This window comes from Chitinophaga sp. MM2321 (genome assembly GCF_964033635.1).
Taxonomy (GTDB): Bacteria; Bacteroidota; Bacteroidia; order Chitinophagales; family Chitinophagaceae; genus Chitinophaga.
The window spans coordinates 190,025-205,071 of the sequence record NZ_OZ035533.1; the positions used below are offsets into that span (position 1 = coordinate 190,025).

General features: G+C 41.9%; 10 protein-coding genes. 6 read left to right on the forward strand and 4 right to left on the reverse strand.

Annotated elements, in window-relative coordinates; genetic code table 11:
- Nucleotides 1-264: 264 nt before the first annotated feature.
- The 4 genes from ABQ275_RS00735 to ABQ275_RS00750 form a co-directional block, all read right to left on the reverse strand.
- The gene (locus ABQ275_RS00735; protein WP_349318811.1) at nucleotides 265-630 is read right to left on the reverse strand and encodes a helix-turn-helix transcriptional regulator; all 366 of its coding nucleotides are present in this window, start codon (nucleotides 628-630) and stop codon (nucleotides 265-267) included.
- 286 nt (nucleotides 631-916) lie between these two features.
- The gene (locus ABQ275_RS00740; protein WP_349316346.1) at nucleotides 917-3,886 is read right to left on the reverse strand and encodes a hypothetical protein; all 2,970 of its coding nucleotides are present in this window, start codon (nucleotides 3,884-3,886) and stop codon (nucleotides 917-919) included.
- 718 nt (nucleotides 3,887-4,604) lie between these two features.
- The gene (locus tag ABQ275_RS00745; RefSeq protein ID WP_349318812.1) at nucleotides 4,605-4,835 is read right to left on the reverse strand and encodes an SRPBCC domain-containing protein; all 231 of its coding nucleotides are present in this window, start codon (nucleotides 4,833-4,835) and stop codon (nucleotides 4,605-4,607) included.
- A 1,136-nt stretch (nucleotides 4,836-5,971) separates the two neighbouring features.
- A complete protein-coding gene (locus tag ABQ275_RS00750) occupies nucleotides 5,972-6,355 on the reverse strand; it encodes an SRPBCC domain-containing protein (protein WP_349316347.1) in 384 nt (127 codons plus the stop codon).
- Between the two features lie 205 nt (nucleotides 6,356-6,560).
- Between ABQ275_RS00750 and ABQ275_RS00755 the strand changes: the two genes are divergently transcribed.
- From ABQ275_RS00755 to ABQ275_RS00780, 6 genes are all read left to right on the forward strand, one after another.
- Nucleotides 6,561-7,136, forward strand: coding sequence for a YdeI/OmpD-associated family protein (locus ABQ275_RS00755; RefSeq protein ID WP_349316348.1), 576 nt, complete (start codon nucleotides 6,561-6,563; stop codon nucleotides 7,134-7,136).
- A gap of 15 nt (nucleotides 7,137-7,151) precedes the next feature.
- Nucleotides 7,152-8,102 carry a nitrilase family protein gene (locus ABQ275_RS00760; protein ID WP_349316349.1) on the forward strand — a complete coding sequence of 317 codons (951 nt, stop codon included), beginning with the start codon at nucleotides 7,152-7,154 and terminating at the stop codon, nucleotides 8,100-8,102.
- An 84-nt stretch (nucleotides 8,103-8,186) separates the two neighbouring features.
- Entirely contained in the window at nucleotides 8,187-8,780 is a 594-nt protein-coding gene (locus tag ABQ275_RS00765) for an RNA polymerase sigma-70 factor (RefSeq protein WP_349316350.1), read from the forward strand.
- An 86-nt stretch (nucleotides 8,781-8,866) separates the two neighbouring features.
- Complete coding sequence (locus ABQ275_RS00770) at nucleotides 8,867-10,051, forward strand: FecR domain-containing protein (protein WP_349316351.1); 1,185 nt, start codon at nucleotides 8,867-8,869, stop codon at nucleotides 10,049-10,051.
- Between the two features lie 237 nt (nucleotides 10,052-10,288).
- On the forward strand, nucleotides 10,289-13,564 hold the full coding sequence (locus tag ABQ275_RS00775) for a TonB-dependent receptor (RefSeq protein ID WP_349316352.1): 3,276 nt from the start codon (nucleotides 10,289-10,291) through the stop codon (nucleotides 13,562-13,564).
- 24 nt (nucleotides 13,565-13,588) lie between these two features.
- Nucleotides 13,589-15,037, forward strand: a complete 1,449-nt coding sequence (locus tag ABQ275_RS00780; RefSeq protein WP_349316353.1) for a RagB/SusD family nutrient uptake outer membrane protein — start codon at nucleotides 13,589-13,591, stop codon at nucleotides 15,035-15,037.
- Nucleotides 15,038-15,047: the final 10 nt, after the last annotated feature.

The following is a 15,047-nucleotide window of genomic DNA, read 5'->3' on the forward strand; positions in this document are numbered from 1 at the left end:
ATTCCCTTTTTGATTATCACTTTAAAATATTAGACTCCGTTGTTAATGCTAATATAACGGACACTATTTATTATTGCTGTACTCAGCAGATAGCGTTTATGGAAGAAAAAACGAAAATAGAATCGAAGTCGGATGGGACTCTGTTAGGCAAGTTGAGTTTTAGTAAAAGGGATTGGGAGGAGTGGCATAAATGGTATAAAGAACATTATCAGAAATAAAGAGATGTAGAAGAAGCGCCGCAGGCAATGCCTTGCGGCTCTTCTATTATGAGTTAAAAGCTTTTTTTGCTTTAGTGTTCTGGATGATATTATTATCGATGAGAAAATACACCTTCTCTTTAGTGTCCTCGTCGAGCTTCTCAATGTCCTGGATACGTTGCAGTGTTTTTTTATCAAAGTGAGCGTTAATCCCTTCACCCACGAGATAATCCAGCGATACGCCCAGCGCGTCAGCAATCCGTTTTGCAAAATCGATAGATGGCGTAGCATCCCCGCGCTCATACTTGCCTATAATCTCTCTGGATACGTTACTCTCAACAGCCAGGTCTGTTTTTGACGAGCCTTTTTGCTTGCGTAGTTCAGTTATGATCTTGGATATTTTTGTTCGAGTAAATGATACTGTAGAGATAATCTAAAAAAGAGAGATATGCAATTCTAGTTTCATGGACGGTAATACTTGAAATATAGTCATTAGCCCTGGATATCATAGAAAATATGAAGCGACTATTTTGGGTGTTTTTTGAGGTCTCTCTCAGAGGTTATTTATATCCTAGATACAGTTGGTCGCCGTATTCAGTTTGATACGGTGTCGCTCTAAGCTTCCTGCTGAAGTCAGATTGCCTTTTAGACTTATTTTTAGACATTCAGTTAACAATTAAAAAATTGTCTACCAAAGTCTTAATTCCCCACAAATAATTTTAATTAATTGGTTGCTGATATTGATATGTAATCTGTTTCAGTATTTTTCCGTCCTGATCTCGTATCAGTTTTAATCTATTACCTTTGTCATACTCATAAAATATAGTTTTCCCAGAAGGATCAGTTTCACTGCTTATACCAACCATTGGTGCATAGGTATATGTACTGACCATCGCTGTAGGAAGATTAATCCGAAGTTTATTTAATTCAGTCCTCATCTGTGTCTCAGTGGTAGCAGGACTATTGAGTACCGATAGATTAACATATTGTATAGCTGTATTATAGTCGGTTCCAATGATTTTGGCTACGGGATATAGCCCCTTGTAACCCCATATAAATGTCTCCTGAACGTTATTGTTTTGATGAAAGGATGTTAGATTTCCGAAATTATCATAAGTATCATAGGATAGAACCTGTTTATATCGCGGATCTATGCTAAAAGCAGAAGATATACCTGATGGGTAAGCTTGCCCGGCAGCACGATTGGAGAATTTAAAATTCGCTATAGGGACAGGTGATTCATTTTCCAACACTAGATCCTGGCGTTTAAAAGCACTGGAGGTTGCTTCATATATCGAAACATTCCCTGAAATTATAGTTTGGTTATTACCATCATCCCGATATTTTACAACTTCAATAGGTGATGCCAGATAGTTCGCATCTTTCATTGATTTGATAAAACCTGACATGTCTGCATAGTCCGGTGGATATGCCAGAAAGGTTACTTCATGATCATTACGGCTTCTTGTTTGTTTTATGCGGGTAGCTTGCAAGTAAGAAGGGTTGTCATAATAGTAATCAGTTTGATTAACAATGGAATCTGCAGCTTCAGTATAGAGTGTAGTTATGCTCCTGGTCAGCTTCTTAGACCCAATATACTTATATGCATCAAAAAAAGCAAAATAGTACTGTGAATAGGCATCTATCCAAGTACTATAGAAATATTCACCACCGGATCCAACCAGGTCATAACAGCCTACTCCTACATCATTTTTTGATACGTGAAGTCCCATTTTCGGCATTGCAGTTTTAAACTTAGTATATTCATTGATGGTTTTCTGAACAGCTACATAAGATCCATTTAGACTTTTATAATCAATTTGCCTTGCTAACTGTCCTTGTTCCCATTTATTATCAATCAAATAGCGATTCCCATATTCTTTAATCAAGCAACCAGCATATAAAGGACTCGTATAATCAAAATCATAGAAAGTTTTTCCATTATCCTTTCCATTGTTAGTTCTATATTCCTCTACCTCCTTATAAAATACAGGTACATTATTATTATATGCAAATGAACCTAATGGCTCACCCGAAATAGTTTTTGTGTAATACAAGGTAACTAAGCCGTCCGCTCCGGAGCTTCCGCATTGGTGAGATCCCTTTATTTTCTCATAAGTAAACGGGAAAAAATCTATGGCGCTAAGAAGAAATCCTTTTAAGTACTTGAAACTACGTCTCGAACTAGGGCTTATAGCATTAGGTTGATCGAAATAGGAGATGTTTTTAACTCTTAATCCTCCAACTACTTTACCAAACATACTACTATCAACCTGGTTATTCTCATACTGAAACAGAGTATATCCATTCGTAGGATAAATAATCTTCTTTAAAATATTGGCACTGGTATAATTACTGTCAGAATTTCTATCTCCCCAATTGTTGCTATATATGGGACTGGGATTAAATCCCTGTGCGATTGCTATTTCTGTTGGAATCAGACCTTTGTTGTTATACTTTCCATTATAAAATCCCCAATAATCAACACTTACAGCATTATCCAAATAGTTCACGGCCGGATGCGCAATTCTATAAGGAGGCAACAATACTGCCGTATTATATTCAAATGCATATTTTGTCTCAGCTGCTGTTTGTTCGGGAAAAATTATAGAATCCAGTTTTAACCGATAATTTGATGATTCGCCATAGGAGTTCTCTGAATTGTAGAAGTAGGATTGTTTAAACTTAATATCATTAATTTTAAAACCATTAAGCGCATACTGCCGTATACCTGTTATTCGCACTTTGTCCATATCTAACCTGTCACTACTTGCATCGAATTTGGTATATCCACCGTCATAAAGAATACTATCAATTTGCAATGTACTCATCAGTGTTGCTGTTCGGGATGCGAAGGTGTTATAATCAGGCCACTCACAGGTATTCTGAGCATACACTTTATAATAGGTATAGTATTGTGAATAATTATCAACATAAATACTATATGTAGGCTTGGATACATACTTAAAAACTACTTTACGACCACTGCTCAAATCAGTTATCTGTGCTAATAAGAGAGCACTAGGAACCGAATTACCTTGCACGGAAGACAATTCGGGAATATTAAATAAATACTCCAAGCCTTCATCCGATGTAATCTTAAAGCTGTTGGGAACTGTAAGGCCTCCTGTAACGTTTACTATCTTTAGTCCTTCATTATCAGAGCATGTTTGAATATTTCCATCTATATCGTAGAAAAAATAACCTGAAAGCTTTCCGCATTTAAAATAATATATCGGGTTTTCCTTTTGTGCATATCCATTTGCAATTTTCCATAGATAATCATAATGATTCTTTACAGGCAATGCCTGTCCCTGTGTTTTAACAGGTGCATTGGCAAATCTAAACTGTGTAGCCGCTTCATCCTGAACGGTAATGATACCGCCGTAGTCTAGTGACCAACCTAATCCGACCATACTGGCAATGTCTTGTACTTTTATCCCTCCTGTTGAGTAATTTATCGTAATTGGCACATTAATCTTCCCTATAGAAATATTGCACAAAGGAATTTGAATATTTGCTGCACCCGAAGTATAATCTAAAGGTAGATCTGATATCTTAAATAGAGAACCTGCTTCGGGAGAATTAGGTATAACTTTGGGGTTTGTGTAAAACTCACGAGGTGGCATTACCTGGGCAAAAGATATTGTGACGATAAGGAAAAGAAACAAGGTATAAAGGGCTCGCATATTCGTTACATTTTGGATAGTTAGAGTGTAATAAGCTTAATTATTTATACTACTAAAGTATAGTAGCAAGATTCTGAAAACCTTAATGATTCATTATCTTTTTTACAGGCTTTCGTTATATATTTTTGATTATTTAAGCAGATGCAATATCATAGATATCATGATAGTACATAATACTTGTCTTGATAACGGGCTTGAAATCCTGGTTAGTTTCTAAGTACTGATGCATAATTTACATAAGGGAGAATGATTCTAATAATGGCATTTTTGAGATCTTTATTCTGATGTTGAGCATTAAAAGAGATCGATAGCACGCAATATACAATTTGAAAATCGGGACATTATAATAGGTATCAGGTTAATTACTATTACTCTAAATCATCATCAAGCCTAAGTAACGTAATTTTTCCCAATGAAACAAAAAATATATTTTTATAAAATATCATTGATGTTTTGTTTTAAACAAAACATTTTTAATTAATTGTTCCTACTTGATATTTATATGACATAGATTCACCGGTTATGGCCAATAGAATAAAACGGCTGGAAATGATTTGTATTTAATGACTTTCTCAAAGGAAAGAAGCCTAAGGCAAAGTAAAAGCACTCCTTTGAGTACTTTTACTTTATAAGTTGTCGCTAAAAGCGAGATGTATTTTGAGGGGCTCTCTACTTGTCAAAAAATCTAACCTAAATTAACAAGCATTACAGCTCCCCTCTACTCCTTATAAAAATCTATCAGCGCACCAAAATACGACTCCTGCCATCCGTCTACAATATCATCGTATGCTTTATCTGGTATATTGGTATGTCTCAATTCCGCATCGGTCCCTTTTTTGCCCGGGTGCAGGATAATAGTTACGATCGAAGGCGCTTCTTCATCTTCCCCGAAATACCATTGCTGTACAATCTTCCTGTCTTCCTTAAATTCGAGGTTTTTGCCTACGATGCTTTCTTCTCACAGAAGTGCGGTGTGCCAAATTTTTTTGGCCTTAGTATCTAAGCTAACTTAGAAATAGGCTATCTATAGCAATAAAAGAGGTGATTTTTTTATTATCAGTAGTATTGAAATTTACTTCTTTGAATGTGGTTGATCTGGCTGGTGAATATTCCATTATTGCGAAGTCCTTCCAAGAGAATAAAAAAAGGGATGGTAAGAATACCGCCCCCTAATATTTTAACCATATCCTATGAAAAACCTGAACCAAAGATATATACATCTGCGTTAGTGCGATGGCTTATTCCGTGAACGTATCATTATTGTTAGTGAATGCATGAAATAGCCCGGCGTTAACCAACCATTAACGGTTAGCCGGCTGTATCAGAGAGCATGTAAGATTGTGTGGAACTTAGTGTGGAAGTGCATTTGAGAGAATAAAAAAAAGGGATGGTAAGAATACCGCCCCCTAATATTTTAACCATATCCTATGAAAAACCTGAACCAAAGATATATACATCTGCGTTAGTGAGATGGCTTATTCCGTGAACGTATCATTATTGTTAGTGAATGCATGAAATAGCCCGGCGTTAACCAACCATTAACGGTTAGCCGGCTGTATCAGAGAGCATGTAAGATTGTGTGGAGCTTAGTGTGGAGGTGCATTTGAGGGAATAAAAAAAGGGATGGTAAGAATACCGCCCCCTAATATTTTAACCATATCCTATGAAAAACCTGAACCAAAGATATATGCATCTGCGTTAGTGCGATGGCTTATTCCGTGAACGTATCATTATTGTTAGTGAATGCATGAAATAGCCCGGCGTTAACCAACCATTAACGGTTAGCCGGCTGTATCAGAGAGCATGTAAGATTGTGTGGAACTTAGTGTGGAGGTGCATTTGAGGGAATAAAAAAAGGGATGGTAAGAATACCGCCCCCTAATATTTTAACCATATCCTATGAAAAACCTGAACCAAAGATATATGCATCTGCGTTAGTGCGATGGCTTATTCCGTGAACGTATCATTATTGTTGGTAAATGCATGATATAGCCCGGCATTAACTTATGCTTAACACTAAATCCACCTGTTTTCAGAAATATCAGGCTGGCTTTACTATCGGATACGGAGTATATACAGTTCAATCTACTCCTTATAAAAATCTATCAGCGCACCAAAATACGATTCCTGCCATCCGTCTACAATATCCTCATAGGCTTCATCTGGTATATTGGTATGTCTCAATTCCGCATCGGTCCCTTTTTTGCCCGGGTGCAGGATAATAGTGACGATTGAAGGCGCTTCTTCATCTTCCCCGAAATACCATTGCTGCACAATTTTCCGGCCGACCTCAAATTCGAGGTTTTTGCCTACAATACTATCTTCCCACATGGAAAATTCTGAGCCCGGTTCTGTGGACATTTCCGCGCGTTCACCTGTCCAGAGCTGTATGGTAGCCGGATTGGTCAATGCTGCGAATACTTCTTCCGGAAGTGCTGGTATGTTAAAGTACTTTTTGTAATCTTTCATGTTTGCTGGTTCTCGGCCAAAGCTAACAAATAGATAGGTTTTTGTGAAACCCATTTTAAAGGAGGAGGATTTGGATGGGTTAATATCCTAAAAGACCGCCTGCCTGGCAAAGCAACAGCCTTTGAATAGCCCGCATTTTTATGGGATGTGAAATGGTGATGTCAGAAAAATGTTTATCTTTTGCAGCATAAAGCATCCTTGAAAAATGAATACCGAACCCATTTTTTTTGAGACATCTGCTGCATTCCGCAGCTGGCTGAAAAAGCATCACCATAAAGAAACAGCACTGGTTGTAGGCTATTACAAAGTAGGTAGCGGCAAAAAGAGTATGTCCTGGTCCGAATCAGTGGATGAAGCCATTTGCTATGGCTGGATCGATGGCGTACGCAAAGGAATTGACGCGGAAAGTTATTACATCCGTTTTACGCCACGAAAACCCAGAAGCATCTGGAGTGCTGTCAATATCAAAAAAGTGGAAGACCTTACCAGGCAGGGATTGATGATGCCTGCGGGCATAGCCGCTTTCAACAAACGCGAGGAAAGCAGGTCGAGAGTTTACTCCCATGAAAAAGAAGAAGTGAAATTTTCTGCGGCATTTGAGGCGCAGTTCAAAGCCAATAAAAAAGCGTGGGAATATTTTCAGTCGATGCCGCCATCCTACAGAAAACCCGCTACTCATTGGGTGATGAGTGCCAAACAGGCCGCCACCAGTGAAAAGCGGTTAGCAGAACTGATCAGAGATTGCGAAGCCGGGAAGAAGATAAAGGTACTTAGTTATTGATATAGATATAATACCATGGAAAATATAAAAATAGCCACCGCGCAATTCGAAAATAAAAGTAATGATAAGGCCTACAACCTACAGGTGATCAGTGAGCTGTCGGCAAAGGCTGCTGCTGAAGGCGCGCAGGTGATCGCATTTCATGAATGCTCCATTACCGGCTATACGTTTGCCCGGCCACTTTCCAAAGCACAGCTGCTGGAGGTGGCGGAATTTATTCCTGATGGCCCCAGTATTATCCAACTGACTCAAATCGCAAGGGAACACGATATCATTATTTTAGCCGGACTATTTGAGAAAGACGCAGCAGATAAATTATACAAGGCTTATGTATGTGTGGATAAAAACGGGCTGGTGGCTAAATACAGAAAGCTCCATCCATTTATAAATCCACACCTGACACCGGGAGATGAATATATTGTTTTTGACCTGCTGGGATGGAAATGCGGTATTTTAATCTGTTATGATAACAATATCATTGAGAATGTAAGAGCCACCGCACTGCTGGGCGCCGATATTATCTTCATGCCACATGTAACGATGTGTACGCCGTCGTCCCGGCCGGGAGCGGGTTTTGTTGATCCTGCTTTATGGTACAACCGGGAAGCAGATCCAACTTCGTTGCGACTGGAGTTTGACGGACTGAAAGGAAGAAGCTGGTTGATGAAATGGTTACCGGCAAGGGCATATGACAATGCTATTTATGCGGTATTCTCCAATCCTATCGGGATGGATGATGACCAGCTGAAGAATGGCTGTGCAATGATCCTTGATCCGTTTGGAGATATTATTGTCGAATGCAGAAAACTGGACAACGATATCGCCATCGCCGTTATCACCCCTGAAAAACTTACACAGGCAGGCGGATACCGGTACCTGAAAGCAAGAAGACCGACACTGTACAAGGATATTATCGGACAGGATCATGTATCGGAACAGAAAGTGGTGTGGCTGGATAATAAATAGGGAGGGAGAAGTATTTTTTTTACTATTTTTAAAATTCCGGGGGATCAGCCAACATTAACCGAAAATGCAACCGGCCAGCCAGCGATGCATAGTAGTCCATATAGTGAAAAAGAGTTATTGAGCCGTATTGCTGCCGGAGATGAGGAAGCATATCAACTGATCTTTGAGCGTCACTGGGATGCGGTATTCTCTACTGCTTTATTGCTCACAAAATCACCCGAAGTAGCGGAAGATATTGCCCAGGACATTTTTGTGATGTTATGGGAGAAACGGGCACAACTCACTGCTATCGAAAAACTGGAAGGATTTCTCTTTATCAGCGCCCGCAACATGATCTACAGCCGGTTGCGGAAATTGGCTTCGGAAGATGCCTATCAGCAATATCTACGGGCTTATTTTAAAGAAAACAGTATCCCTGGCGGCGATGAGCGCGCTGAATTCCGGGAAATGGAACAAACGATTCATAAAGCCATCCGCCGGCTACCTCCCCAGCAGCAGAAGGCTTTCCGGCTTAGCCGCTTCGAAGGAATGCGGCACGAAGAAATTGCCGCCATGATGGGCGTTTCCAGGATTACCATCAAAAGCTATATCGTACAGGCGTTAGCCTCGCTACGGAAAATAGATTCCATCTATTATATCACCGTACTTCTCTCTCTTATTACAACTGTATCAAAATAAATTTTCCTGCCGGCACCTCCCTTTACGAAGGTTATGCGTCTTTAAGTAGTAACCGGCCCGGTAAGGGCATGTAATTCATTCTTTTTATGGAGTCAAAATCGCTATCAGCGTTAATTGCGCGGTATCTCAATGAAGATCTGAGCGAAGAAGAAGCGGCACAACTGTGGGCGTCACTGGAAAAAGAGGGTGACAAGGAGCAGTGGGACACAGCTATTTCAGCATTGTTGCTGAACAAGGCTGCGCATGGCTTATCTGACCCCGAAAGGATGAAGCAGGTGTTACGGTCAGTGCTGGAGGAGAAGAACGCGCAGTTGCCTTTAAAACCCGTTGGCGGCGCTTACCGTAGGTGGACCCGCTGGGCGGCAGCTGCGGTTATATTGGCCGCTATTGTTACCGGCGCCACTTTCCTGTTCTCTAAAAAAACGGCCGCTCCATTATCGGATATACCCGTTGCTCCGCAACACGACGTGAAGCCGGGAAGTAACAAGGCGGTACTCACGCTGGCAGATGGCAGTAAAATAGCACTGGGCAACACCGGCAACGGTGCGCTGGCGCAACAGGGCAACGTACAGGTGATCCAGCCCGATAGCGGACAGCTGGCCTACAATGCCGCTGGTACAGGAACCGCTCAGGCCATGCAATATAATATCCTGACCATTCCCCGCGGCGGACAGTTCCGCCTCACTTTACCCGATGGCACCAACGTATGGCTGAATGCAGCTTCTTCTATCCGTTATCCTACCGCGTTTACAGGTAACGACAGAAGCGTGCAGTTAACCGGAGAAGCATATTTTGAAGTTGCGAAAATAGCCAACAAGCCATTCCGTGTGTTGGTGAATGATATGGAAGTACAGGTGCTGGGAACGCATTTTAATGTAATGGCCTATACCGATGAATCGGCCATTAAAACAACCCTGCTGGAAGGTGCGGTAAATGTAAATACCGCCTCCGGCCAAACAAAACTGAGCCCGGGACAACAAGCCAGGCTTAAATCATCCGGGGGAATGACCGTCGTTAGTAATGTAGATGTAGATGAAATAGTGGCCTGGAAAAATGGTTACTTCCAGTTTAATCATGAACGCCTCACCGGCGTGATGCGGCAGATAGCCCGTTGGTATGATGTGGATGTAAGCTACGAGGGCAACGTGCCAGCCAGGGAATTTGGCGGGAAGATTTCGCGCAACAGCAGTATAGAAGACGTATTAAAGATATTAGAGCTAACCAAAGTCCATTTCAGAATCGAGAAAAAAAAGATCATCGTAATACCATGAATACAACCGTTATGAAAAAAGTTTAATCGCACAGCGGGGCCCAAAAAAACCGGAAGTGTTCGAGCACTTCCGGCAGATATCTGGGCAACCCATGAAAATCGTTCCACGACTCTCTCCACCTGGTTTTTATACCGGGGCGGGAATTCTTTACCCAAACAAATCAAATGTATGCATTTTAGTTCTATTTGCAGGCGACCGGATTGTCAACCACGGTGGATCGCCAAAACGCTAATGGCTATGAAGTTATCTGCCATCCTTTTATTTTGCGCATGTTTGCAGGTGAGTGCAACAGGTTATTCTCAGAACATAACCTTATCTGAAAAGAATGCGTCACTGGAAAAAGTCTTTCGGGCTATCGAAAGGCAAACGGGCTACGTGTTCTTTTTTGACCATCATCTGCTGGATCAGTCGAAAAAAGTAAGTATCGACATAAAATCTTCTCCCCTGGAAAAGGTGATGGAGTTATGTCTGAAAGATCAGTCTTTGACATACACCATTGTGGGGGGAAATATTGTGATAGAGCCCCGGGAATTTATAACCAACACACGGGTACCCGTTATCGCAGCACCGCCACCGCTGATGGAAATAAGGGGGAAGGTTACCGGCGCAGACGGAGAGCCGCTGCCAGGTGCTACGGTGATCATCAAAAATTCCAAAACCGGCACACAAACGGATGTAAACGGCTTCTTTAAACTAAACGTATCCACAGGTACTACCCTGGTCATTTCCTACATTGGATATGAATCCAGGGAAGTAATCGTTACGGATAACCAGTTGCTGAACATTGCACTGAAAGTAGAGATCAATAAATCTTCAGAAGTAGTGGTGATAGGTTATGGTATCGCCAAAAAGAGTGATCTCACCGGTGCGGTGTCACAAATAAAATCCGCAGACATTACCGCAGCACCTGCTACCAATATCATGCAGTCGTTGAGCGGCAGGGCTGCCGGTGTACAGGTACTACAGAACAACGGTGCCCCCGGCGGCGCTATCAGCGTGCGTATCAGAGGAATCAACTCTATCATGGGCGGCAACGATCCGCTGTATGTAATAGATGGTTTTCCTTACAACGGAAGCCCTACCTTTTTGCAGAACAGTGATATCGCTTCCATTGAAATATTAAAAGATGCCTCTTCTACCGCCATTTACGGCTCCAGGGGCGCCAATGGTATTGTAATCATTACTACAAAAAGCGGTAAGAAAACACCTGGCACTTCTGTCGATTTTAACGCAGGCTATACCGTACAATCAGTATCAAAAAAGATGAAACTGATGAACGCTGCACAGTATGCCACCCTGTATAACGAACGGGCTGTAAATGATAACCAGGCGCCATTCTTTACAAAGGAAATGATCGACTCTTTTTCGCTGCATCCCGGTACTGACTGGCAGGATCTGGTGATGCACCAGGCGCCCATGTACAATACCAATGTAACCGTAAACGGTGGCGGTGAAAGAACACGCTTCTCTTTATCCGGTGGTGTATTTTTACAGGATGGTATTGTCCGCAACAGTGATTATAAAAGATATTCTTTAAGAGGAAGTGTAGAACACGATATCAGCAAAATATTCACCGTTTCCTACAATGCTACGTTAACAAGACTCGACAGCCGCCGTCAGAACTCCGGATTGGGCAACAGGGGCAGTGACCTGATTTCCGCCATGCTCATGGCGCCTCCCACACTCACACCTTACCTGGCGGATGGTAGTTACCGCCGGTTAACAACCGCCTATCCGTTTATCTCCAATGCCATCATCAATCCGATGGTACCGCTCAATGAGAACACGGACCGTATAAAAGGCGACCGCGTATTTTCCAATGCTGCATTGACGATCAAGCCCTGGAAAGATCTCTCTATCAGGATCTCCGGTGGTATTGATAATTTAAATGACCGCACGGATGCCTATAAGAATATTGAGCCATCTACCAATTCAGTAGGTGATGCAAAGGTGGACACCAGGCAGTCTACCAGCCTGCTCAACGAAAACGTGATTTATTATAATAAACAACTGGGACAACACCGGATCAATGTAACCGCTGGTTTTACTTACCAGGATTATGTGACCACAACCGTACAAGGTTCCGGTATCAACTTCCTGAGTGATGTTGTAAACACAGGTGCATTAGGCAGTGCAGGTACACCCGGTATCCCCAAAAGCTCCTATGAAAAATGGGTGCTGTTGTCATACCTGGGCAGGGTGAACTATACGTTACAGGATAAATATCTTTTCACGGTTAGTATGCGGCGTGATGGTTCCTCCCGTTATTCACCAGGCAACAAATGGAGTAATTTCCCTTCTGCTGCTATTGCGTGGCGTGCATCTGATGAGCCATTCCTGAAAGGATCATCGCTGGTATCTGATCTGAAAGTAAGGGCCAGTTACGGTGCTACCGGTAGTACGGCCATCAATCCTTATCAGACCCTTAATCAGCTGGTGGCTGGCAATACTATTTTCGGGGATGCATTGGCTACTTCTTTTGCACCAGACAAGGTATTGCCCGGTAATCTCAAATGGGAAACCACTTACCAGAAAGACTTTGGTGTAGATGTAGCGTTGTTCAGTGACCTGATTCGGGTGACGGCTGACTTCTACCATAAGCGTACAAAAAATCTTTTGAATACAGTGCCGTTACCCGTTTCTATGGGGTATCGTACTACGTTGCGGAATGTTGGGGAGATGGAAAACAAAGGCATGGAGTTTTCAGTGGAAGCAGATGTGCTGAAAAAAGAAGTTACCTGGAATGTGGTAGCCAATATTTCTTTCAACCGTAATAAAATAGTAAAGCTGTATGACGGACAGGATATCTTCGGAAATGCATTGTATACCGGCTCTCTGAATGATTATATCAACTTGTTGAGAGAAGGTCAGCCATACGGTATTTTCTATGGCTATGTGGAAAATGGCTACACCGACAAAGGCAATCTGCAATATGCAGACCTGAACAAAGACGGTAGTATCAGTTCAGCAGATAAAACATACATCGGCGATCCTAATCCTGATTTTACGTATGGATTTAATTCTGTGACTGCCTACAAAGGATTTGAACTGTCACTGTTTATCCAGGGATCGCAGGGTAATGATATTTTCAACCTGAATAAAGCGGCTACACTCGATCTGGGTATGGGGCTGAATCTGCCGGCTGATGTGGCATACGACCACTGGACACCGGAAAATACCACCGCAAAATATCCGAAAATTACCAGCACTTTATCGGCCAATATGTCTACCCGTTTTGTGGAAGACGGCTCTTACCTGCGCTTTAAAAATATTCAGCTCGCCTATAATCTTCCTATAGGAAAAATGAACCTGAAATGGTTTAAAAAAGCACAGGTATATGTAAGCGGACAAAATCTCATCACTTTCACAAAGTATTCCTGGTATGATCCGGAAATAAATGCATTCGGTTCCACGTTTGCTCCTGGTGCAAATACTTCTATCAACCAAGGAATCGATTATGCTACTTATCCCACCAATAAGTCCGTAACGGTCGGCATCAGATGTGGGTTTTGATTTCTTCATACTTCAATCTTTTATATGAAATATTATATCCTCTTTATATCCGCACTGCTGTTATTTTCTTCCTGTGAGAAATTACTGGAAGAAAATCCGCAGTCTATTGCAGCAGAGAACTTTTATAATAATCCGGCAGAAGTGCAGGCAGGTTTGAATGCCATTTATACACCTATCCGCGGCGGTGGCAGTATGGGCGCTTTATACCAGATCCAGCTGGAAATATATACGGAGTATATGTATGGCCGTGGCAGCCATGCACCGCTCAATGATTACGTTGGACTGGATAATACCAATATTACCCGTACAGATGGGATGTGGACTACATTCTATGAGGCGATCCGTAATGCGAATATTGTTATTCAGAGAACGCCGCTGGGAACAAATCTGAATGACGCCGACCGCAGTAAATTCCTGGGAGAAGCCCGGTTCCTGCGGGGGTTATTATATTTTCACCTGGTGAGAAACTGGGCCGGTGTTCCTTTGCGCACAGAAAATAACATGGATTCCGTTAATCTCCCAAGAAGTACAAAGGAAGAAATTTATAATTTTATTGAAGCAGACCTGTTATATGCAGAAGCTAATCTCCCGGATGTTCCGCGGCTGCCCGGAGCACCTTCCACATGGGCGGTAAAAACTTTATTGGCAGACGTTTACATGAATATGAATGACTATCCGAAAGCACGTGATAAAGCATTGGAAGTGATCGGGTCAAATAAATTTTCGTTGGTGAATGTGATGGTACCGGATGATTTTGATAAGATCTTTGGGCCTGACGTACAGTCCTCCACGGAAGAAATATTTTACCTGAAATTTTCCAGAACACCTTCCGGTCAGGGCTTCGAATATCCTATGTATACACATTATCCCGGTACTATTTATTATCCTCCTGGTGGCTATTATACACTCTATAGCGATTCAGAGGAAAATTCTTTTGTAAAGAACTGGGATAAACAGGATCTGCGCTATATCTTTAACTGGTACGCACAAACGTTCGGTCTTTCCAATACGACTATTCTCAGTAAAAAATTCACGGATAAGGTCACAAACACCGCTGGAGGAAACGATTATCCGATGTACCGGTATGCGGATCTGCTGTTATTTTATGCAGAATCAGCCAGCAGGGCCAACAACGGGCCTACTGCCGATGCCATGGAAAAACTGAATATGGTACATCGCCGGGCCTATGGTAAAAACCCGCTTGTTGCAGATGCTACTGTAGATTTTAAGTTGAGTGATTATTCGTCTGCACAATCTTTTCTTGATCTGGTAGTAAAAGAAAGAGGGTATGAAGATTGTTCTGAAGGGAAACGCTGGCTGGACCTGAAGCGTATGGGTATTGCCAAAGACGTGATCAAAGCCGTGAAAGGAATAACCGTTGCAGACAAACATATGCTGTGGCCTATTCCCAGGATCGAATACAACTATAATAAAGCAATAGATCCCATCAAGGATCAGAATCCCGGTTACTAACCTTATCAAA